The 21,692-nt window shown below is 33.6% G+C and carries 24 protein-coding genes and 2 tRNA genes; 14 read left to right on the forward strand and 12 right to left on the reverse strand.

What is annotated here, in order from left to right:
• Window position 1: 1 nt before the first annotated feature.
• The 3 genes from AC1DVP_RS09705 to AC1DVP_RS09715 are packed head-to-tail and all read left to right on the forward strand — an operon-like array spanning window position 2 to window position 3,776.
• A complete protein-coding gene (locus AC1DVP_RS09705; RefSeq protein WP_477183277.1) occupies window positions 2-1,345 on the forward strand; it encodes an O-antigen ligase family protein in 1,344 nt (447 codons plus the stop codon).
• Complete coding sequence (locus AC1DVP_RS09710; protein WP_477183278.1) at window positions 1,317-2,324, forward strand: glycosyltransferase family 4 protein; 1,008 nt, start codon at window positions 1,317-1,319, stop codon at window positions 2,322-2,324. Before AC1DVP_RS09705 ends, AC1DVP_RS09710 begins: the two co-directional genes overlap by 29 nt.
• Before the next feature lie 57 nt (window positions 2,325-2,381).
• Window positions 2,382-3,776, forward strand: a complete 1,395-nt coding sequence (locus AC1DVP_RS09715) for an exopolysaccharide biosynthesis polyprenyl glycosylphosphotransferase (RefSeq protein ID WP_477183279.1) — start codon at window positions 2,382-2,384, stop codon at window positions 3,774-3,776.
• A 2-nt stretch (window positions 3,777-3,778) separates the two neighbouring features.
• On the opposite strand, the gene AC1DVP_RS09720 is transcribed toward AC1DVP_RS09715, so the two are convergent.
• Both AC1DVP_RS09720 and AC1DVP_RS09725 read right to left on the reverse strand, forming a co-directional pair.
• The gene (locus AC1DVP_RS09720) at window positions 3,779-4,918 is read right to left on the reverse strand and encodes a lipoprotein N-acyltransferase Lnb domain-containing protein (RefSeq protein ID WP_477183280.1); all 1,140 of its coding nucleotides are present in this window, start codon (window positions 4,916-4,918) and stop codon (window positions 3,779-3,781) included.
• A 51-nt stretch (window positions 4,919-4,969) separates the two neighbouring features.
• The gene (locus tag AC1DVP_RS09725) at window positions 4,970-6,040 is read right to left on the reverse strand and encodes a putative type IX sorting system protein PorV2 (RefSeq protein WP_477183281.1); all 1,071 of its coding nucleotides are present in this window, start codon (window positions 6,038-6,040) and stop codon (window positions 4,970-4,972) included.
• A 189-nt stretch (window positions 6,041-6,229) separates the two neighbouring features.
• Between AC1DVP_RS09725 and AC1DVP_RS09730 the strand changes: the two genes are divergently transcribed.
• Entirely contained in the window at window positions 6,230-6,952 is a 723-nt protein-coding gene (locus AC1DVP_RS09730; RefSeq protein WP_477183282.1) for a CDP-alcohol phosphatidyltransferase family protein, read from the forward strand.
• A 9-nt stretch (window positions 6,953-6,961) separates the two neighbouring features.
• On the forward strand, window positions 6,962-7,804 hold the full coding sequence (locus tag AC1DVP_RS09735; protein WP_477183283.1) for a glycoside hydrolase family 25 protein: 843 nt from the start codon (window positions 6,962-6,964) through the stop codon (window positions 7,802-7,804).
• A gap of 202 nt (window positions 7,805-8,006) precedes the next feature.
• Here the strand turns inward: AC1DVP_RS09735 and AC1DVP_RS09740 are convergent, their stop codons facing one another.
• The 5 genes from AC1DVP_RS09740 to AC1DVP_RS09760 all read right to left on the reverse strand — a co-directional run bounded on the left by AC1DVP_RS09740 (window position 8,007) and on the right by AC1DVP_RS09760 (window position 11,255).
• Entirely contained in the window at window positions 8,007-8,243 is a 237-nt protein-coding gene (locus AC1DVP_RS09740; protein WP_477183284.1) for a DUF5808 domain-containing protein, read from the reverse strand.
• 57 nt (window positions 8,244-8,300) lie between these two features.
• Window positions 8,301-9,041 (reverse strand): LPS export ABC transporter ATP-binding protein, encoded by a 741-nt coding sequence (gene lptB, locus AC1DVP_RS09745; protein ID WP_477183285.1) that lies wholly within the window; start codon window positions 9,039-9,041, stop codon window positions 8,301-8,303.
• 87 nt (window positions 9,042-9,128) lie between these two features.
• Window positions 9,129-9,482 (reverse strand): carboxymuconolactone decarboxylase family protein, encoded by a 354-nt coding sequence (locus AC1DVP_RS09750; RefSeq protein WP_445550377.1) that lies wholly within the window; start codon window positions 9,480-9,482, stop codon window positions 9,129-9,131.
• Window positions 9,475-10,290 (reverse strand): twin-arginine translocase subunit TatC, encoded by an 816-nt coding sequence (gene tatC / locus AC1DVP_RS09755; protein ID WP_477183286.1) that lies wholly within the window; start codon window positions 10,288-10,290, stop codon window positions 9,475-9,477. The genes AC1DVP_RS09750 and tatC overlap by 8 nt, the downstream gene beginning before the upstream one ends.
• Entirely contained in the window at window positions 10,290-11,255 is a 966-nt protein-coding gene (locus AC1DVP_RS09760; protein ID WP_477183287.1) for a KpsF/GutQ family sugar-phosphate isomerase, read from the reverse strand. Before AC1DVP_RS09760 ends, tatC begins: the two co-directional genes overlap by 1 nt.
• An 85-nt stretch (window positions 11,256-11,340) precedes the next feature.
• Here AC1DVP_RS09760 and recQ point away from each other — a divergent pair, with 85 nt between their 5' ends.
• The gene (gene recQ / locus AC1DVP_RS09765; protein ID WP_477183288.1) at window positions 11,341-13,536 is read left to right on the forward strand and encodes a DNA helicase RecQ; all 2,196 of its coding nucleotides are present in this window, start codon (window positions 11,341-11,343) and stop codon (window positions 13,534-13,536) included.
• 74 nt (window positions 13,537-13,610) lie between these two features.
• Here recQ and AC1DVP_RS09770 read toward each other — a convergent pair whose 3' ends face one another.
• Window positions 13,611-13,853 carry a hypothetical protein gene (locus tag AC1DVP_RS09770; RefSeq protein WP_477183289.1) on the reverse strand — a complete coding sequence of 81 codons (243 nt, stop codon included), beginning with the start codon at window positions 13,851-13,853 and terminating at the stop codon, window positions 13,611-13,613.
• A 176-nt stretch (window positions 13,854-14,029) separates the two neighbouring features.
• Between AC1DVP_RS09770 and AC1DVP_RS09775 the strand changes: the two genes are divergently transcribed.
• The gene (locus tag AC1DVP_RS09775; protein WP_477183290.1) at window positions 14,030-15,592 is read left to right on the forward strand and encodes an NAD(P)/FAD-dependent oxidoreductase; all 1,563 of its coding nucleotides are present in this window, start codon (window positions 14,030-14,032) and stop codon (window positions 15,590-15,592) included.
• Window positions 15,593-15,740: 148 nt separating this feature from the next.
• Here AC1DVP_RS09775 and AC1DVP_RS09780 read toward each other — a convergent pair whose 3' ends face one another.
• From AC1DVP_RS09780 to msrB, 4 genes are all read right to left on the reverse strand, one after another.
• Window positions 15,741-16,226 carry a nuclear transport factor 2 family protein gene (locus tag AC1DVP_RS09780; RefSeq protein WP_477183291.1) on the reverse strand — a complete coding sequence of 162 codons (486 nt, stop codon included), beginning with the start codon at window positions 16,224-16,226 and terminating at the stop codon, window positions 15,741-15,743.
• Between the two features lie 97 nt (window positions 16,227-16,323).
• A complete protein-coding gene (locus AC1DVP_RS09785) occupies window positions 16,324-16,860 on the reverse strand; it encodes a MepB family protein (protein WP_477183292.1) in 537 nt (178 codons plus the stop codon).
• A 70-nt stretch (window positions 16,861-16,930) separates the two neighbouring features.
• Window positions 16,931-17,563 carry a peptide-methionine (S)-S-oxide reductase MsrA gene (gene msrA, locus AC1DVP_RS09790; protein ID WP_477183293.1) on the reverse strand — a complete coding sequence of 211 codons (633 nt, stop codon included), beginning with the start codon at window positions 17,561-17,563 and terminating at the stop codon, window positions 16,931-16,933.
• An 18-nt stretch (window positions 17,564-17,581) separates the two neighbouring features.
• Window positions 17,582-18,136: a peptide-methionine (R)-S-oxide reductase MsrB gene (gene msrB, locus AC1DVP_RS09795; RefSeq protein ID WP_477183294.1), complete on the reverse strand. Its 555-nt coding sequence runs from the start codon at window positions 18,134-18,136 to the stop codon at window positions 17,582-17,584.
• A gap of 414 nt (window positions 18,137-18,550) precedes the next feature.
• Here msrB and idi point away from each other — a divergent pair, with 414 nt between their 5' ends.
• The 7 genes from idi (at window position 18,551) to AC1DVP_RS09830 (ending at window position 21,641) form a co-directional block, all read left to right on the forward strand.
• Complete coding sequence (gene idi, locus AC1DVP_RS09800) at window positions 18,551-19,090, forward strand: isopentenyl-diphosphate Delta-isomerase (RefSeq protein WP_477183295.1); 540 nt, start codon at window positions 18,551-18,553, stop codon at window positions 19,088-19,090.
• 35 nt (window positions 19,091-19,125) lie between these two features.
• Window positions 19,126-19,536: a 6-pyruvoyl trahydropterin synthase family protein gene (locus tag AC1DVP_RS09805; RefSeq protein WP_477183296.1), complete on the forward strand. Its 411-nt coding sequence runs from the start codon at window positions 19,126-19,128 to the stop codon at window positions 19,534-19,536.
• Entirely contained in the window at window positions 19,536-19,994 is a 459-nt protein-coding gene (locus AC1DVP_RS09810; protein WP_477183297.1) for a peroxiredoxin, read from the forward strand. The genes AC1DVP_RS09805 and AC1DVP_RS09810 overlap by 1 nt, the downstream gene beginning before the upstream one ends.
• Before the next feature lie 59 nt (window positions 19,995-20,053).
• The gene (locus AC1DVP_RS09815) at window positions 20,054-21,022 is read left to right on the forward strand and encodes a type I phosphomannose isomerase catalytic subunit (protein WP_477183298.1); all 969 of its coding nucleotides are present in this window, start codon (window positions 20,054-20,056) and stop codon (window positions 21,020-21,022) included.
• A gap of 56 nt (window positions 21,023-21,078) precedes the next feature.
• The gene (locus AC1DVP_RS09820) at window positions 21,079-21,348 is read left to right on the forward strand and encodes a hypothetical protein (RefSeq protein ID WP_077373985.1); all 270 of its coding nucleotides are present in this window, start codon (window positions 21,079-21,081) and stop codon (window positions 21,346-21,348) included.
• 74 nt (window positions 21,349-21,422) lie between these two features.
• Window positions 21,423-21,496: transfer RNA gene (locus AC1DVP_RS09825), tRNA-Thr, on the forward strand.
• A 71-nt stretch (window positions 21,497-21,567) separates the two neighbouring features.
• Window positions 21,568-21,641, forward strand: a tRNA-Thr gene (locus AC1DVP_RS09830).
• The last annotated feature ends 51 nt before the right edge of the window (window positions 21,642-21,692 follow it).

Below are 21,692 nucleotides of genomic sequence, written 5' to 3' on the forward strand. Positions count from 1 at the left end.
AATGAAGAAAGAAGAATTGTCATATATCTACTTGATACTGTTTCATGCTTTTCTGGGTGTATTAGTATTTGCGTTACCTTTTGTTTCAAAAATCTATACAATTGCGATATTGACCTTTGGTATTTATTATATTATCAGGAGCAAAAACAGAAATAATGAAGTTCTGGTAATGTCTGCTTATGTTGTAAGTGTTGAGGTTCTTTTGAGAATGACAGATGGCATACTTTTGAGCGAATTCGGCAAATACTCTATTCTTATTTTTATGTTTTTAGGAATGGTTTATTCTGGATTTTCCAAAAATGCCTTGTTGTATTGGCTTTTTTTACTATTACTGATTCCTGGAATTATTTTAGCTACGCTTACTTTAGATTTGGATACGGATGTTAGGAAGGCAATTGCATTTAATTTATCGGGTCCAGTTTGTTTGGGATTTAGTGCTATCTATTGTTATCAAAGAAAAATATCTTTTAATAGATTATTGATTGTGATCACAGGATTTTCTTTACCCTTAATTGCTGTAGTTGTTTATTTGTTTTTATATACACCAAGTATAAAAGCAGTAGTGACTGGAACTCAATCCAATTTTGAAACATCAGGAGGATTTGGACCCAATCAAGTTTCTACTATATTAGGATTGGGAGTTTTTATATTTTTTGTTCAGTTGGTTCTGAATTCCAAAAGCAGATTATTGCAGATTATAAATGGTAGTTTTGTTATAGTTTTTGCTTTTAGAGGAGTCGTGACGTTTTCAAGAGGAGGTATTTTTACTGCAGTAATTATGGTTTTTCTGTTTTTAGTAGTAATGTATTATCAAGCTAATATTAAAACAAAAGCCAAAATAGGATTTATTATTATACTATCCTTTTTGGCTGGGTTGGGCGTTTGGGGATACAGTTCGGTACAAACTGGGGGGTTGATTAATAAACGATATGCCAATCAAGATGCAAGAGGGCGTGAAAAGAAAAGTCAATTATCGGGTAGAGAAACCCTTATTACGTCAGAAATGCAGATGTTTTGGGACAATCCTATTTTAGGGGTTGGTGTGGGAAGAAATAAGGAAATTAGAGAAAAGGAGATAGGAATTGTGGCTGCTTCTCATAATGAAATTACCAGAATGCTGGCTGAACACGGTTCTCTTGGATTGATTGATTTAATTATTTTATTCTGTACTCCTTTGTTTTTATTTATGGGTAATCGTCAAAATATTTTGGCTCTCTCCTTTTTAGTTTTTTGGCTGCTAACTATTAATCATGCTGCCATGAGATTAGCGGCTCCCGCTTTTGTTTATGCACTTTCATTGTTAAAAGTTTATACTGTTGAAGAACCTGCTGTACATAGGAAATAAATTATCCAAGCATGGAATTACTCCTACCACTATTGAAACTCTTGGGCTACTATTGGAGCAAGAAGGTTTTAGATTGCGGTATAGTTCTTCTGAAAAAAATCAAAGGTTAAGGCTAATTGCTATGTTGTGGAGTGTGATTAAATACAGAAAAGTAGATTATGTTCTTATTGATACCTATAGTACTGTCAATTTTTGGTATGCTTTTACAACCTCTCAGTTATGTCGCTTATTACAAATCAAGTACATTCCTATTTTGCATGGCGGTAATTTGCCTTTTCGATTGAAAAAGAATCCGAAAATATGTGGAATGATCTTTAAGCATTCTTTTCAAAATGTAGCTCCCTCTCTTTTTTTAATTAACGAATTCAAAGCTGAAGGATATGATAATGTAATTCATATCCCCAATGCAATTGAACTGGAAAAGTATCCTTTTTTAGAACGGGAGAAAGCAGTTCCTTGTTTATTATGGGTTCGCTCTTTTGCCAAAATATATAATCCTATAATGGCAGTTGAAGTGTTTGCATCCATAARGAAGAAATACCCAGAGGCTGCTCTGTGCATGGTTGGACCCGAAAAAGACGGCAGTTTATCAGAATCCAAACAAATAGCTGAAGATCTTAATACTGAGGTTCTTTTTACAGGAAAATTGCCCAAGCAGGATTGGATTAATATCTCTAAAAATTATTCTATTTTTATAAATACAACTCACTTTGATAATATGCCCGTGAGTGTGATTGAAGCTATGTCATTAGGTCTGGCTGTTGTTTCTACAGGTGTTGGAGGGATTCCATTTTTATTAGAAAACGAAAAAGAATCTTTATTAGTTCCAGATAAAGATGTTAATAAAATGGTAGAGGCTATCGTTAGATTGATAGAAGATCCTGAATTATTTAGGGAAATTACCAATAATTCAAGGAAAAAGATAAAACAATTTGAATGGCAAGAAGTTAAGCTTAAATGGCTGACTATTTTAAAATAAAAAAGATTTGTTTTTTAAATAATAGCTATCTTGTGGCTAAATATAAGTCTGTTGACAATGAGTAATTCAAAAAAAATGCATTTCGAAATATCTGAGCGTAAACTGCTTTTGCGAATTTTTGATGTGGTTTTTGTATTATTAGGCCTATATTGTTTAGGATTTATTTTCAATTTCAATTATTTTCAATTTACAGTAACTAATTACTATTGGGTTATTTTTTTGGGTATTTACATTAATTTATTTGGAGGCATTTTTGAAATGTATAATCTTCAAGTAGCAAGCAATAATTTTCAAGTATTGCGAAGCACGATTTTAACTACTACTTCTACAGTGCTATCTTATTTATTGACGCCCATTTTCTCTCCTGAATTACCCAAAAACCGTTTGCAGTTAGTGTTTTTTTACATTACCTTTTTTATAGCTTTATATGCTTGGAGAATGATTTATCTTCATTTTTTAGCTTCCAACAGGTTTGTTCAAAATGCAGTTTTAGTATGTGATAAAGATCAAGTGGAAGAACTTGTTTCAGGATTAGAAAGTGTCGATCCTCATTATAAAATTATCGGATATATAAATCTTGATAGTGATTCAACTTCCGATTTTGAATTTCAATATGTGAGACATATTGAAATAGAGGAGCTAATTTCATTTGTTGCAAAAAATGGTATTTCTGAAATAGTGGTGGCTTCTCAAAAAACCGAGGGAATTACTGCGGATTTATATCATCAATTAATTAAGTTGTTGGAATCGGGTAAAAGTATTAGAGAATATACACAAGTATATGAAAACAAAACACAGCGTATCCCTGTTCAATATATTTCTAGAGATTTTTATCGTTTTTTCCCATTTAGCCGCAGCAATCAAAACAAACTGTACCTAATTATTAATCGTTTTTTTGAAATTCTTTTATCATTTATCGGATTAAGTTTTGGGCTTGTTTTGATTCCGATAATTCTTATTGGTAATGCTTTTTGGAATAAAGGAAGCTTGTTTTATACTCAAAAAAGAGTAGGTAAAGATGGTGTTGTTTTTAGAATAATTAAATTCAGGACTATGGTTAAGAATGCCGAAAAAACTGGAGCCGTTTTTGCTAAAGTCAATGATTCTAGGGTAACTAAATTTGGAAAATTTTTAAGAAAAACCAGAATAGATGAGTTTCCTCAGTTTATTAATATTCTAAAAGGGGATATGGCAGTGATTGGTCCAAGACCGGAACGGCCTGTATTTGTGAATGAAATTGCTCAAATTATGCCATTCTATGAAACACGTCATATTATAAAACCAGGACTTACAGGTTGGGCTCAAATTAATTATCCCTATGGCTTAAATTTAGAAGACAGCTTAATAAAACTGCAATACGACTTATATTACATCAAACACAGAAGCATTTATTTAGATTTAAATATTGCTTTCAAAACCATTTCAACTGTTTTGTTTTATAGAGGCCAATAAATTTAAATAATTATTGGAATACGCTTTTTGTTTCTAATGGCTAATCGCGTTAAAACAAATAAATTGGTTATAAGTATTGGCAAAACGATGAGTAAATGAACTTTTGTGAGAATCACAAAGAAATATGTAATCATCATCAGAATATTGAAAACAGCGAATTTGTATGTCCATTTTGAGTTTTTTGTTTTGGCAAAGTACAATACAATCAAAAGAAGAGGACTGAATAATAGAATGTTGTAGTTGTATCCCAATTCTTGATGAGAAGAATAAAATCCTAAAAAAACAAATAATAAACCTACTAAGGATATTATCGACAGATAAACATAATCAATACTTTTCTTGTTTATCAGAGTTATAAAACCTAAAATAAAAAGATACGTATAACTGTTATTCCACCATGAAGTTGGAGTTTCTTCTTCAAAATTTAATATTGTTTTGTTCTTTTTGCATAAAGGCTGGTTTTGATATTGAATGAGTTTCAAGCTTTTTTGAAGTTCAAAAGGCAAAAATATTTTTGTCCCCATTTGATCTACTTTTGTTCCAAAAACAATACTTGTCCCCAGTTTTTCATAAAAATGATTGTTGAAATAAGGGAATAAAATAGATCTGTACGTTTGGTCAGTATCCACCTTTTTGGTGATTATTTTTGCTTTTAATGTTTTATTAATAACGGCTACAACTTTAGAAGTGCAATTGTTATCAATGAATTTATATTGATATAAGCGCTCATCAGATAACATGGACTGGGCTAAATTTTCAAATAATTCTTGTTTAAGTTCTAACGGAATGTTTAATTCCTGTTCGTAAACATCTCTTTTTTCATAATTGTACAGATTAATAAAATCAATATAGCGGTTGTTTACTATAAAATAATTCAAATCACCCTTGGTAAATTGCATTGCAAAATTAGGAGTGTCAAAATCAAAGGCACCATAATTATAGACAACATCCAGATTGTTTTCAATATCATGAACTCTTATGGCCGTATGGCCAAATAAGGAATAAAGTTCATTTCCCGTGCCACAAGTCATTATGCTAATTGTAGCGTTTTTTGATAATAAAACATTTTGAGCAAATGAATTATAAATCGAATTCAATAAAAGAATGCAAACGAATATTTTTTTTAATAAGGCAGTTTTCATTTTGCTATTTTTTTAGATATAAAATTAAGATGTGTTTTTGAATAATCAAAGTTAGTTCCTAAAAAGGGATAAATCAATTTTTAATGAAAATACGTTGGAATACAACGCTGTACTTTGATTACCCAAAGAAGTTAATGCATAATCAATTGCAATTCCTTTGTATTTAAATCCTAAACCAATGTTGGGCTGAAATCCTATTTTTTTTCCATTGTCCAATTGTGTTACCTGTTGGAAATTCCCAACTCCTGCTCTTAAAAAGGCAAGATCAGTATAACCAAATTCCAAACCTATAGCAGGATCGATACTGATAAATTTGCTGGAAATAAGGTCATTAGTTTGTGTAAACTGCATATTCATGCTGGCAGTAGTCAAAAGACTATAATCGTCATGTAAAAATATTTTTCTAGCAACACCCAGTTGAGCTTTTGGAAGCGTAATCTCTGTGCTTTCAGGTGCTTCCTGATTCTGGCCAGGAATAGCATCAGCTATTTTTTGATAAGCTTCTTCATTGATGTTCCAAATATTGTAAGTAGTGGTGATGTCCCGAAGCATCAATCCAAACTGCCAATCATTTTTTTCAAATTGCAGTCCAAAATCAAATCCAAATCCCCAAGAAGTTGCAAAGTCACCAATTATTCGTCGGATAATTTTAGCATTTACTCCATATTGAAAACCTGGCACTGGTAATTTTACTGCATACGAAAAAGTAAAACCGTAATCAGCCGTTGAAAAAAGTTTGATTCTGTTGTAATCAATATTGCCTTCATTATCAATTAAATCTGTTGTATTCATAATGTCATCAACACCAAAACGGATTAATGAAATTCCCCAAGCACTTCGGTCATCAATGGGGCTGGCATAAGCGGCATAATCATATTTAGCAATATTGGCGAAGTAATTAGAATGCATTAAAGAGATTTGGTTTTCTTCTAAATGCAATAACCCAGCAGGATTCCAGTAACAGGAATTAACATCTGCTGTTGAAGCAACAACTGCATTTGACATCCCCAAAGCTGCTGCGTCTACACCAATATTCATAAACTCATTGGAGTATTTTCGGACAGTTTGACAGTAGAGACTATTCGCTATGAAAAGGAATGTAAAAAGCTGTGTTTTTTTCAATGGATATTATTTGTAGGCTAAAACGTTCTTTAATATTTATCAAAAATAAAGTTTTTTGATGATGTAACTGCTTCAATTCAATTAATTAATATTTTTTGTCCAAAAGAATCTAAAATCTATTAGTAAAATAGGGCATCACTTTCACTTATTGTATTAAATTTGCCATGCTTATTGTTCAATTAAAATACTATGAATATCAAAAAACACATCCCTAATACAATTACTTTGCTGAACCTTTTTTGTGGTTGCATCGCTTTGATATTTGTAAGTAAAGACCAATTTGAAATGGCATTCTTTTTTGTTTGCCTCGGAATTTTTTTAGATTTTTTTGATGGCTTTTTTGCCCGTCTGTTCAAAGTGTCTGGTCCGTTAGGATTACAGTTGGATTCTCTTGCTGACATGGTAACAAGTGGTGTTGTTCCTGGATTTGTAATGTTCAAAATGATGCAAAGCAGTTCGGTATATATGAATGAGGGATATTTGCAGTTTTTTCCTTATTTGGGTTTCATCATTACTTTGGGATCATGTATGCGTTTGGCAAAATTCAACATTGACACTCGTCAAACCGATTCGTTTATAGGATTGCCAACTCCGGCCAATGCTCTTTTTATATTGAGTCTTTCTCTGGTCAAAGAATATTGTTCTGGAGAGTCATTGATGGTTCTTGAAATTTTGACGGAGAAATGGGTTTTATTATTGATATCATTATTTAGTGCCTATATTCTGAATGCCGAAATTCCTTTATTTTCTCTTAAAATCAAAAAGTTTAATTTTAAGGATAATGCACTTCAGATTATTTTCTTAGCAATCTCTGTTTTATTGTTGTTGTTTCTTCAATATTTAGGAGTTACATTAGTTATTGTTTTTTACGTTTTACTTTCCGTGATTAACAATAAATTTCAAAAGAAGTAATTTTTTTGGATGAGAAAAAGCAGTAGCACTATGCCAAGGCGTAAATCAAAAAAGAAAAAAAACTGGTTTTCAGGAAAGTGGATTGATATCTTTTTTATTGGAATTGCAGTTTTTTTTATCCTGTCAATAGCCTATCATTACCGCTCTGGTATTGCTCATTATTTAGGTTTTAAATCTCAAATCAGGGAACATGAAGATGTCTTTTCTGAAGCCAGAAATCTAAAGGTTTTAGAAAAAAATGATGGTAAAGTTATTGGTATAGATGTTTCTGAATATCAAGGGGAAATCAGCTGGTCGTATGTGGATACTATTGAAGAGAAATATCCTCTGCGTTATGTTTTTATTCGGGCGACCGTTGGAAATGACAGAATAGATAATCAATTTAAAAGAAATTGGCTTGGCGCCAAAAAAAATAAAATGATACGTGGTGCCTATCATTATTATCGTCCAAATGAAAACTCTCTTGAGCAAGCCGAACTTTTTATAAAAACAGTAAAACTGAAAAAAGGTGATCTGCCGCCTGTTTTGGATATCGAAAAACTGCCCAAAGAACAGTCTATTGAACGTTTGAAAATTGGTTTAAGACGCTGGCTGAAAGCCGTAGAATCGCATTATGGAGTACGGCCAATAATTTATACTGGCGAAAAATACTATGATGATTTCTTGAAAGAAGAGTTTAGTGATTATCTTTTTTGGATAGCCAATTATAACTTTTATCGGGAAGAAATTCAAGACGATTGGCTTTTTTGGCAATTTACAGAGAAAGCCACCGTTCCTGGAATCGATAATAATGTCGATGTTAATGTCTATAATGGCGACTTACAGCAGTTACAATATATTACGGTGGAGTAGTAGTTTTGAATTTAGTTTTAGAAGCAGAAATTTAAGGCATTTTTGAAAATATGGATTCCTGCTATCTTTTACAATCTTTTTATTTTTGAAGAAAAAATGAAAAAGGATTTCCACTGTACATGGAGTGAAGCGAACTGGCGAAGTAATCAGGGATAAAAGGGGATATAGTGTCTTTTTCCATTATAATCGAAATTGGTCTAATTCATTTTTTATTCAAAATAAAAAAAATAACCATTCCAAAAAAACTCAAAGCAATTAGTAAAGCCAATACCGATTTTGGGTTTGCAAAATTTATAGTGCTACCCATTTCTTCAGTTTTTTTAGGAGAAAAAATGCGGTGATCTTCTTTGTTATAGTAAAAAATTCCCCAAATCCAATTGTTGGGGTCATTTTTCCATCTGTCCGAAGTTTCTTTTGAAGGCTCTTCGTTTAATGACATCTTTTGTTTTGTTTATAGTTTGTTGCTGAAAATGAAATCTAAACATCAAAAACTAAATTAAAACTCTAGTTTCTTTTTTCTTAATTCGAAATTCTGACCTAGATATACGCGGCGTACCATTTCATCTTCAACCAATTCTTCAGGAACACCCGCTTTTAGAATTCCTCCTTCAAACATTAGATAGGTTTTGTCTGTGATAGCAAGAGTTTCCTGCACGTTGTGGTCGGTTATTAGAATTCCGATGTTTTTGTTTTTTAATTGCGCTACAATTCTTTGAATGTCCTCTACGGCAACAGGATCAACTCCAGCAAAAGGTTCATCAAGTAAAATGAATTTAGGATCTGTAGCCAAACAACGAGCAATTTCAGTACGGCGGCGTTCTCCACCCGAAAGTAAATCTCCACGATTCGTTCGAATATGTTCCAAACTAAATTCAGCAATCAGACTTTCCATTTTGGCGACTTGCTCTTCTTTGGAAAGTTTGGTCAATTGTAGAACACTCAAAATATTATCTTMAATACTTAATTTTCTAAAAACAGAAGCTTCTTGTGCCAAATAACCAATTCCCTGCTGGGCTCTTTTGTACATTGGGTAATCAGTAATATTCAAATCATCGAGATAAATATTCCCAGAATTTGGTTTTACTAAACCTACAATCATATAAAAAGAAGTTGTCTTTCCAGCACCATTAGGCCCTAGAAGTCCCACAATTTCACCTTGATTTACTTCTACCGAAATCCCTTTTACAACACTTCGGCCTTTGTAAGTTTTTATTAAATTTTCTGCTCTTAATTTCATCTTTTTAGTTTAATCGTTTAAACGTTTGATTCGTTTCTTCGTTATAAATAAACGAAGAAACGAATCAACAAATAAACCTATTAACAATTATTTAGTTTCTGTTTCCTCCAAGGCTTCCCAAAATTCATAAGCTCTGCGTAAATGAGGCACTACAATTGTACCTCCTACAAGTGTTGCAATTCCCATAGCTTCCATCATTTCTTCTTTGGTGACACCCTCCTTATAGCTGGTTTCCAAGTGATATTTTACGCAGTCATCACAGCGTAAAACAGCCGAGGCTACTAGTCCAAGCAGTTCTTTGGTTTTTACATCTAAGGCTCCGGGAGCATAAGCATTGGTGTCAAGATTGAAAATGCGTTTAACTATTTTATTATTGTCGGCCAATAATTTTTCGTTCATTTTAGAACGATAGTCATTGAATTCCTGTACGATATCAGACATTTGCTTTCTTTTTATTTAATACTACAATTTTTGAAATCAAGATGCTTACTTCATAAATAAGCAACATTGGAATAGCAACAATAGTTTGGCTCACTACATCTGGAGGAGTTACAATTGCGGCTACAATCAAGATTATTACAACTGCATATTTCCAATATTTTCTTAAAAATTCTGGAGTTACTAAATCTAATTTTGTCAAGAAATAAATAATTATAGGAAGTTCAAAGAATAAGCCACTGGCCAAAATACTGGTTTTTACCATGCCAATATAGGAGTCCAGAGTAAATTGGTTTTTGACAACATCACTTACCGTAAAAGTGGCCACGAAATTTACTGACATTGGAATAACAACATAATAGCCAAATAAAACGCCTAAAAAGAAAAGTAATGACGACGTAAATATAAAGACTCTGGCATTTTTCTTTTCTTTTTCATACAAAGCTGGACTAATGAATTTCCAAACTTCCCATAAAATATAGGGAAAACTTAAAATGAAACCAGCTAAAATACACATCCAGACAAAAATATTAACCTGTCCTTCCATTTCAGTATTCTGAATGATAAAAGGCATTTCGGTTATGCAGATGCTATCTGCAAAACCCAATTGATGCGATAATTCGCAAAAATAGCGATAGGTGAAAAAAGTTGGTCTTGTAGGGCCAAATATAATGGTGTCAAACAAGTAATCACTTATGAAATAAGTTACAAAAGCCATAATAATTACAGCCGTTGTACTTCTAACTAAAAGCCATCTTAATTCTTCCAGATGGTCTAAAAAGGACATTTCGCCCAAATTTTTCTTTGCCATTATACAATTCCTTCTTTTAAAATATCGTGTAAATGCAATACGCCTTTATATTCTCCATTGTCGACAACGATTAATTGAGTGATGGAGAAATCCTCCATAATATTAAAGGCATCTACAACCATATTAGTTGATTGTACTGTTTTTGGATTTTTGGTCATAATATCCTTCGCGGTCAGTTCTGCAAAAGTATCTCTGTCGTTTAGCATTCTTCGGATATCTCCGTCAGTAATTATTCCGACTACCTTATTGTTTTCTACAACGGCAGTTACTCCTAAACGTTTTTCTGAAATTTCGAAAATTGCTTTTTTAACAGGAGTATCTGGGCTTACTTCAGGTTTTAAGGTATGTTCCAGCATATCTTTCACGCGAAGCAGTAATTTTTTGCCCAAGGCACCGCCAGGATGATATACAGCAAAATCTTCTGCCTTGAAATTTCTCATTTCCATAAGGCAAACAACTATGGCGTCTCCCATAACTAATTGTGCTGTAGTACTATTAGTAGGAGCTAGGTTTAATGGACAAGCTTCTTTATCAACGGTTGTGTTTAAAACGTAATGAGAACCCTTGGCTAAAAAGGAAGTCATATTTCCTGTCATACCAATTAATTTGTTGCCAAAACGAGTCAATAGAGGAACTAATGCTTTGATTTCTGGACTATTGCCGCTTTTGGATATGCAAATTACAACATCCTCTTTTTGCAGCATTCCTAAATCGCCGTGTATGGCTTCAGAAGCATGTAGAAATAATGAAGGAGTGCCTGTCGAATTAAATGATGCTACCATTTTTTGAGCGATAATAGCACTTTTGCCAATTCCTGTTACTACTAATCTTCCTTTGGAATTGTAGATACACTGTACAGCTTCCGCAAATGTGTCGTCAATGAAATCAATTAATTTAGCAATAGATTGGCTTTCTGATTCAATTGTTTTCTTAGCGTTAGCTAATATGTTTTCTTTTGTAATCAAAACAGATAATTTAAAATTTGTAAGTGTAAAAGAAAGTTGTATCTTTATGTGCCGCAAATTTATATAAAATACCACATATTAAAGAATGAATTCAAACGAAATTGACATAGACAAAGAATTAAAGAAGTATTTTGGCTTTAGTAAGTTCAAAGGCCTGCAGGAAAATGTTATAAAAAGTTTGCTTAATAAGCAAAATACATTTGTAATTATGCCTACAGGAGGAGGAAAATCACTCTGTTACCAATTACCCGCTTTAGTTCAAGAAGGAACTGCAATTGTTGTATCTCCTTTGATAGCATTAATGAAGAATCAGGTAGATGCTATTAGAAGCCTTTCTTCCGAAAATGGGATTGCCCATGTTCTAAATTCTTCACTTACCAAGACTGAAATTGCACAAGTTAAATCTGATATTTCAGCGGGTATAACCAAACTATTGTATGTAGCGCCAGAATCCTTAACTAAAGAGGAGTATGTTGCTTTTCTTCAAACGGTGCCTATCTCATTTGTAGCGATTGATGAAGCGCATTGCATTTCAGAATGGGGTCATGACTTTAGGCCAGAATACCGCAATCTAAAAAATATCATTAAGCAATTAGCAGAAGTTCCTATTATAGGTCTTACTGCTACAGCAACTCCAAAAGTGCAAGAGGATATCCTGAAGAACTTGGAGATGGCTAATGCTACAACTTTTAAAGCTTCATTTAATAGAGCCAATTTGTTTTATGAAGTTCGTACCAAAACAAAAAATATTGAATCCGATATCATTCGGTTTATAAAACAGCATAAAGGAAAATCTGGCATTATTTACTGTTTGAGCCGTAAAAAAGTAGAATCAATAGCCGAAGTTTTGCAAGTAAACGGAATAAGCGCCGTTCCGTATCATGCAGGTCTGGATGCAAAAACAAGAGCAAAACATCAAGATATGTTTTTAATGGAAGATGTAGAGGTTGTTGTTGCTACAATTGCTTTCGGTATGGGAATCGATAAACCCGATGTGCGTTTTGTAATTCATCATGATATTCCAAAATCATTAGAAAGCTATTACCAAGAAACGGGTCGTGCCGGTAGAGATGGAGGCGAAGGACACTGTCTTGCTTACTACTCTTATAAAGATGTAGAGAAATTAGAAAAATTTCTTTCGGGAAAACCAGTTGCTGAACAGGAAATAGGTTTTGCCTTATTGCAGGAAGTTGTGGCTTATGCCGAAACTTCGATGTCCAGACGAAAGTTTTTGCTTCATTATTTTGGTGAAGAATTTGACAGCGAAACAGGCGAAGGGGCAGATATGGATGATAATGTCCGCAATCCAAAAACAAAAGTGGAAGCCAAAGACGAAGTGCTGAAACTGTTGGAAGTCGTTAAAAAAACCAAGCATATTTATAAATCAAAAGAAATTGTTTTTACATTAATTGGTCGTGTAAATGCAGTTATCAACGCACATAAAACAGATTCGCAGTCATTTTTTGGATCAGGATCCAATCATGACGAAAAATACTGGATGGCACTATTAAGACAAGTTCTGGTTGCAGGCTTACTGTCAAAAGATATTGAAACATATGGTATTATAGAAATCACAAAAGAGGGTTTGGCTTTTATGAAAAACCCAGAATCTTTTTTGATGTCCGAAGATCATGAATACAATGAATCTGAAGATGAAGCTATCGTAACTGCAGCAAAATCGTCAGGAACTGCCGATGAATTATTAATGTCAATGCTGCGGGAATTACGAAAAAAAGTGGCCAAAAAACTTGGAGTTCCTCCATTTGTGGTTTTTCAAGATCCTTCTTTGGAAGATATGGCTTTGAAATATCCAATTTCTCAAGCAGAATTAATTAATATTCATGGAGTTGGGGAAGGAAAAGCTAAGAAATATGGCAAGGAATTTATTGAATTAATAAACCGTTATGTAGAGGAAAATGATATTATACGCCCTGATGATTTGGTTGTCAAATCTACTGGAGTTAACTCTGTCAATAAGCTGTATATCATTCAAAATATCGATAGAAAACTGGCTTTAACTGATATCGCTTCCGCAAAAGGGTTAAAAATGGACGATTTAATAAAAGAAATGGAACAAATTGTTTATTCTGGAACCAAATTGAATATTAAATATTGGATTGACGAAATGCTGGACGATGACCAGCAAGAAGAAATTCAAGAGTATTTTATGGATTCAGAATCGGATAATATAGAAAAAGCCCTCAAAGAATTTGACGGAGATTATGATATAGATGAATTGCGGTTGATGCGCATTAAATTCATTAGTGAAGTAGCGAATTAAAAATAAATTTCAAATAATATATTCCAAATTCCAAAACTCAAACGAGAATATTGGAATTTGGATTTTTTTTGAATTTAATTCTCAGTATAAATTTCCCCTCGATGCGGTTTTAAAGCATCACGGACTTGAATCATATTTTCTTCCATTACCACCATATATGCGATTGCATACATTTCATCCAAGATTTGAAAACCGGTAATGTTTAACAGTAATTTCTCAATAGCGATGTATTCTTTCAAATGAATTTCATGGTGTTCGGCTGTTTTTGCTGAGGCTGAACCGCGAAAATCCCATATTAGTTTTATTTTTCTGGACATTATATTGTTACGAATTTGATTTGATTTAAGAGTGTAAAGTTACACAGACTTGTTGTAAATAAATATGATTTTGCATTGGATTATTGTTCGATCAATTAGAATTGGATTCAAAATACTACTTTTGCAATCAGATTGTTTTATTTTTAATAGTCTAAAAATCGAAGTATTTAGAAAACATGCCAAAAGAACTCCTATTACAAGTTTCTCCAGAAATTGCCTCCAACGATTTGTTGCTGAAAGATTATTTGTCAAAACAAATAAAAGTTTCGGCAAATGAGATGCAGCATGTTGTTGTTTTGAAACGCTCTATTGATGCCCGTCAAAAAGCAATCAAAATCAATTTGAAAGTTTTGATTTATTTAAAAGAAGAACTTTTTCAGGAGCAAAAAATAGAACTTCCAGATTATAAAAATATTTCTGCTGCCCAAGAAGTAATTGTCGTTGGAGCAGGACCTGCGGGACTTTTTGCCGCTTTGCAATTGATAGAATTGGGTTTAAAACCAATAGTTGTCGAACGCGGAAAAGATGTCCGTGGCCGTCGTCGCGATTTGAAAGCCATCAATAGAGACCATATTGTTGATGAAGATTCCAATTATTGTTTTGGCGAAGGAGGAGCCGGAACTTATTCGGACGGAAAATTATACACACGTTCAAAAAAACGCGGTGATGTTACCCGAATATTGGAACTTCTTGTAGCTTTTGGTGCGACAAGCGATATACTAGTAGATGCGCATCCGCACATTGGAACCAATAAATTACCCCAAATTATTCAAGATATTCGAGAGAAAATCATCGAATGTGGCGGACGGGTTTTGTTTGAAACCCGTTTGACCGATATTTTGATAAAAAATAATGAGGTTGAAGGGATTGTAACTCAAAGGGGTGATACGATTTTAGCCAATAAATTAATTCTGGCAACAGGACACTCGGCTCGGGATATATTTGAATTATTGGACAAAAAGAAAGTGCTTATCGAGGCTAAGCCTTTTGCCTTGGGTGTAAGAGCCGAGCATCCGCAGTCATTGATTGACAGTATTCAATACAGTTGTGATTATCGTGGAGAGCATTTGCCACCAGCGCCTTATTCGATTGTGAAACAGGTGAATGGTCGCGGTATGTATTCGTTTTGTATGTGTCCGGGAGGAGTGATTGCACCTTGTGCCACGAGTCCAGGAGAAGTTGTGACCAATGGTTGGTCGCCGTCGAAACGAGATCAAGTAACAGCAAATTCTGGAATTGTAATTGAATTGAAATTGGAAGATTTTAAGTCTTTTTCCAAGTTTGGCGCTTTGGCTGGAATGGAATTTCAAAAAAGCATTGAACAAAAAGCTTGGCATTTAGCAGGTCAGACCCAAAAAGTTCCTGCACAACGAATGGTCGATTTTACTCAAAATAAAGTTTCTTCCAGTATTCCGAAAACTTCTTATGTGCCTGGAACCACTTCGGTAGAAATGGGACAGGTTTTTCCGGGATTTCTTTCTCAAATTTTAAGAGAAGGATTCAAGGAATTTGGTAAATCTATGCGTGGCTATTTGACAAACGAAGCCATTTTACATGCTCCAGAATCTAGGACTTCATCACCAGTCCGTATTCCTAGAGATGCAGTTTCTTATGAACATTTGCAGATAAAAGGTTTATATCCTTGTGGAGAGGGAGCTGGTTATGCAGGAGGAATTATTTCTGCAGCGATTGATGGTGAAAAATGTGCTTTGAAAATTGCTGAGGTATTGAAAAAATAAAGCTTCTTATACAGTGCGTGAGGGATAGAAGCTAGCTACCGAAGTAGCGCGGATAGCCCGACCCCGTTAAGAAAAAAGGCCAACTCACCGTTGTAGATTAGTTAGCCTTTTTTCTTAACGGGGGCACGCCCAGATGATTTTTTAGCAATCAGTGATCGTAGCTTATCATTCTTGAAATTTTCCATTGGTTATTCACTTTTTTCCAAATAGCCATAAATTTAAAAGTTCCTATTTCTTCTTTCCCGTTTTCGATATGCCGAAATTGATGAACTCCTGTTTCTATCGCTCCAAAATCTTTTATGGGATGTATTTCAAGACTTCCTTTGACCAATTGGCGAGTGAGTTTGTTTTCGTTTTTAAACATTTTTTCGAAATTAGTAAAAACGGTTTCATAGGAAAGCAAGCCTCCATTATCTTGGTACCATTCTAAATTTTCATCAAATAGAGGTTTAAATTTTGCCATATCTTTGGCATTGAATGCATCAAAAAGAATGGTATCCATTGCAGCAATTTCATTGTATAATTCCTGCGAAGTGGGAGCTACTTTTTTTTCTTGAGCCTGAGTTAAATTTAGGCCAAGAATGAATAGAAACGGTAAGAAAAAGGTTTGTAATTTGTGTGTGTGTTTGTCCATATTTTTCAGGAGTTAAAGAGTAAAATACTAAAATTTAGCATGATGTAGCTTATAAAGATAAGAAAAAGTATACTGAATTTTGTCAATCACAAGTTTTTTAGTCTTTTATAACGAAGAGTGATTTTGCACGGTTTAAATCTGTTGATTGGTTGGCTGCTATTTCTAAGAAATAATCCAATTGCCAGTTTTGTGTTTTTTGAGCTTGTTTGCTGGTAGTTATATCCCAAGGCGGATAAACACGAATAGCACGTTTTCCTTCTTTTTTATCCGAAATGATTTCTTTGGCTATAAGAACGGATTTAGGAAAAATAAACAGTCCAAAGTGATTGTCTTTTCGAACGCTAATAAGGAATAAATCAATTGGGTCTGTGGAGTCAAAAGGCTGAATGGGATCTTGATTTATTCTTTTCCACAGCGTAACAAATTGACCTGTTTTGGTGGGTGTGATTTTGGCAGTTCGAAACAGTATATTCGAATTATTTAGAACGAAACGACAGGCTCCATATTCAGCGCTTTCATCTTCAGGAACGGGTTGTGTGATTTCGAAATTGTAATTATCAAAGAGTATTTCTTGGATTAAAATTAAATCTTCAGGCAAACCTTTTGAAGTATTCCAAGGCTTTTGTGTATTCATTTGAAAAAGAATTTAATGTTTGATAAATTATAAAGCCGAAAATGGATTTCGGCTTTAGTAAGGTTGAAAATTATTTTTTCGTTTTCAATTTGTCTTTGAATACTTTTTCAAATTTTTCCAGCTTGGGCTGTATGACCATTTGGCAATAAGGCTGATTTTTGTTATTGGCATAATAATTTTGATGGTAATCTTCAGCTTTGTAAAATTTTGTAAAAGGTTCTATGGTTGTAACAATAGGATTTTCATAGACTTTTGCATTTTTTAATTCAGCAATAATAGATTGCGCTTCTTTTTTTTGTTCTTCATTGTTATAAAAAATCACAGAACGGTACTGTGTTCCTTTATCAGCACCTTGCCGATTGAGTGTTGTTGGGTCATGTACCGTGAAAAACACTTTGAAAATTTCATCAAGACTAGTCACATTTTTATCAAAAGTGATTTGAACAACTTCAGCATGACCAGTGGTGCCAGAGCAAACTTCTTCATAACTGGGATTGAGTGTTTTTCCTCCCGAAAATCCAGAAACGACTGATTTTACGCCTTTCAGGTTTTCATAAACAGCTTCTACGCACCAGTAGCAGCCTCCGCCAAGAGTTATGGTTTCAAAATTAGATTGTGTCATTTTTTTAGTTTTAGTGTTGTTTTGAGAAAATAGCGTTCCAATAAATAACATGCACGCTAAAATAATTGTTTTCGTTTTCATGAGAATCGTTTTTAAATTTTATTTAGTATCAGGAACAAAATCAAGTGCGATAGAATTCATGCAGTATCTTTTGCCAGTTGGAGCTGGGCCGTCGTCAAATAAATGGCCTAAATGACCGCCGCATCTGCCACAAAGCGCTTCTATTCGTTCCATTCCTATAGAATTATCGTCTTTGAATACGATGCTTTTTTTGTTTTCCTGTTCAAAGAAACTTGGCCAGCCACAACTGCTGGCAAACTTGGCTCCGGAACGGAAAAGAAGGTTTCCGCAAGCTGCACAATAATAAGTTCCTTTTACATCGGTATTCCAATACTTGCCTGTAAAAGGTCTTTCAGTATCTGCTTTGCGAGAAACTAAATAAACGTCTTCAGGCAGGATTTTTTTCCATTCAGCATCTGTTAAATTCAGTTTTGTAGTGTCGGTATGAGAGTAGTATGGATTTTCAGGTTTACTTTGGTAAGTTTCAACTGAAGTCATAGTGTTACTCTTTGTTTCTTTACTCTGCCCACAAGCTTGAAAAATAAATAGCGACAGTAGTAGTAAAGTGTAAAAAAAAGATGTTCTTGTTTTCATTAGAAGCTAATATTTGTTTTTTAATAATAAATGATATCGTCATTCTTCAATTTCAATTTATGATTTTGGAATCATGACGATTTTATAGTGTTTGTTTTTTATACTTCAAAAGTAATTGACGAATGTAAATCGAAATGTCTCCTATTTTACAATTTACATTCTATTTATATAATTTTTAACTATTAAGATATACGTTAAAAATATTTTTTTGGTTTTAGAAGTAATAAAACGAATAGCTTTTCTATAAATCATAAGCTAAATTCAACTTATCAAATATACAAAACATAGAGGTTAGGATTTCTATGTTTATCATTCTGAAGTGAACCAAGAAAATAATTTTAACAAAAAAGCAAAAGAATCTTTAAGCCTTTATAAAGGTATCTTTTTTGTACTTTTGTCCCATCAATACAGAATATGGAAGAAGAAAAAGTAATATTAGTAAATGAATTGGATGAGCAAATTGGCTTAATGCCAAAATTGGAAGCACATGAAAAAGCTATTTTGCATCGTGCTTTTTCAGTTTTTGTTTTAAATAATCAAAATGAGATTATGCTGCAGCAAAGAGCACATCAAAAGTATCATTCTCCTTTGTTGTGGACCAATACTTGCTGTAGCCATCAAAGGGAGGGCGAAACAAATATCCAGGCCGGTAACCGCAGACTGTATGAAGAAATGGGGTTTAGTACCGAATTGAAAGAACTTTTTCATTTCATTTATAAAGCGCCTTTTGATAACGGTTTGACAGAACACGAACTAGACCATGTAATGATTGGTTATTATGATGGGGAGCCTGAGATTAATGCCGAAGAAGTAGAGGATTGGAAATGGATGAAAATTGAAGATATACAAAATGATATGCTCTTGAATTCTGAAAATTATACCGTTTGGTTCAAGATCATTTTTGATGAATTTTATCATTTTTTAGAAGAACATGCATTAGAGCAAAGGAACTAATCTTGCGTTTACCAAATTTAATTCTACACCGACCTATGAGAGTAACCATATCGAGAAAAGCCCATTTTAACGCAGCTCATCGTTTGTATCGAAAAGATTGGACCTTTGAACAAAACGATGCTGTTTTTGGCAAATGCAACAATCCTAATTTTCACGGACACAACTACGAATTAATAGTAAGTGTTACCGGAGAGATTGATAAAGAAACAGGGTATGTTATGGATGTGAAATTCTTGACTGATATTATAAAAGAAGAAGTCGAGAATCAATTCGATCATAAAAACTTGAATCTGGACGTGCTTGAATTTCAAGACTTGAATCCTACGGCAGAAAATATTGTAGTGGTGATTTGGAATAAAATACGTAAAAAAGTAAAACCAGAATTAGATCTGGAAGTGGTTCTTTATGAAACGCCCCGGAATTTTGTAACTTATAAAGGAGAATAATGGGACTGAAAGAAGGCGACAAAATTCCAAATTTCACAGCCAAAGATACTAATGGGATTGATTTTAACAGTCTAGATCTAATTGGCAAAAAGTCATTGGTTATTTATTTCTATCCAAAAGACAATACTCCAGGATGCACAACCCAAGCCTGCAGTTTTAGAGATCAGTACGAAGATTTTAAAGATTTAGGCGCCGAAGTGATAGGAATCAGCAGTGATAGTATTGAGTCACATCAAAAGTTTACCAGTCAATTTAAATTGCCTTTTATTCTTTTATCCGATTCAGACAGGAAAATTAGAACTCTTTTTGGAGTGCCTTCTAATTTGTTTGGATTACTGCCTGGCAGAGTAACTTATGTTGCCGACAAAACCGGAACAATAATAATGGTATTTGACAATATGAAAGCAAAAAATCATATTTCAAAAGCACTTGAAGCAATTAAAGAAATAGAATCATAAAAGGAAAAAATAATATTACCTTTTGATAGTAAAAGTATAGAAATTTGTAAATAAAAAACATGAGTTCAAAAAATTATCCATTGCAGTTTAATGCTATTCTGAAAGAAAGAATTTGGGGAGGAGAAAAGTTAAAAACTATTCTTAATAAACCAATTACTTCGAGCATTACAGGAGAAAGCTGGGAATTGTCTACCGTAGAAGGAGATGTAAGCGTAGTAGCTAACGGTGAGTACAAAGGAAAACTTTTAACAGAGTTAATTAATGAGTATCCAGATGAAATTCTGGGAACAGCAGTTCATGAAAGATTTGGGAAACAATTTCCATTGCTTTTTAAATACTTGGACGCTCGTGAAGATTTATCGATTCAAGTGCATCCTAATGATGAATTGGCTAGGAAGCGCCACAATTCTTTTGGTAAAACCGAAATGTGGTATGTTACTCAAGCTGATGCCGGTGCTAGAATTATTGTTGGCTTCAAAGAAGATTCAAGTCCGGAGGAATATATAGAGCATTTGAATAATAAAACGCTCACCGATATACTTGATGATGTTAAAGCAAAACCGGGAGATGTTTTTTTCTTAGAAACTGGAACGGTTCATGCTATTGGCGCAGGATTAGTTGTTGCCGAAATACAGCAGACTTCGGATATTACATACCGTTTGTATGATTTTGACCGAAAAGATGCTAAAGGAAATACAAGAGAACTTCATGTAGATTTAGCATTGGATGCTATTAATTATAAAAAAGTAAATACTTTTAAAGAATATACTAAAGAAGTTAATCAGTCAAACACAGTGGTTGATTGTCCTTACTTTACGACCAACTTTATTCCATTGGAAAATGTGAAAGCGGTTGAAAATTCTGGATTGTCTTTTGTAGTGTATATGTGTATTGAAGGATCTTTTGAATTAGAATATGATGGTGTAATTTATCAATATATAAAAGGAGATACAGTGCTTGTTCCAGCGGCGATGAAATCATATAATCTTAAGGGAAAAGCTTCAATTTTAGAAATTTACATTTCATAGTTGGGAATAGAAAGATTATGTGTACTTTTGCAAACGCAAATTAAATAAAAAATAAAATGGCAAACGTTAAGAATTTAAAGAAAGACATCAACTACGTTTTAGGTGATATTATTGAAGCAGTTTACTTGTTTGAAATTTCTACAACAGGAAAACCTACTGATGAAACGAATGCATTGATTGACGAAGCTATTGCTGCTTTTGATGTTTTGATCACTAAAGTGAACGCTAAAAATGTTGAAAACAAAAAAGCACATTTCAAACAAATAAATGTAGAATTGGAACAAACTGCTAATCAATTGATTGGTAAAATCAACGATTTGCAGTAAAAAAAGGGCAAAAAAAGTTTGATTTTTTTTTGGAAAAACAAAATTCAAGCTTATCTTTGCACCCGTAATGAGTCGCCAGCGTAGCTCAGTTGGCTAGAGCAGCTGATTTGTAATCAGCAGGTCGTGGGTTCGAGTCCCTCCGCCGGCTCAAAAAACCATCTATTCATTTAGATGGTTTTTTATTTGAGTTGTTGACGCATTACAAAACATATTGAGTCTGCCAGCGTAGCTCAGTTGGCTAGAGCAGCTGATTTGTAATCAGCAGGTCGTGGGTTCGAGTCCCTCCGCCGGCTCTTTATGAAAACCATCTAACTTTTGTTAGGTGGTTTTTTTGTTTTTGGGGT

The sequence above is a fragment of the Flavobacterium sp. P3_A6 genome, assembly GCF_056403035.1.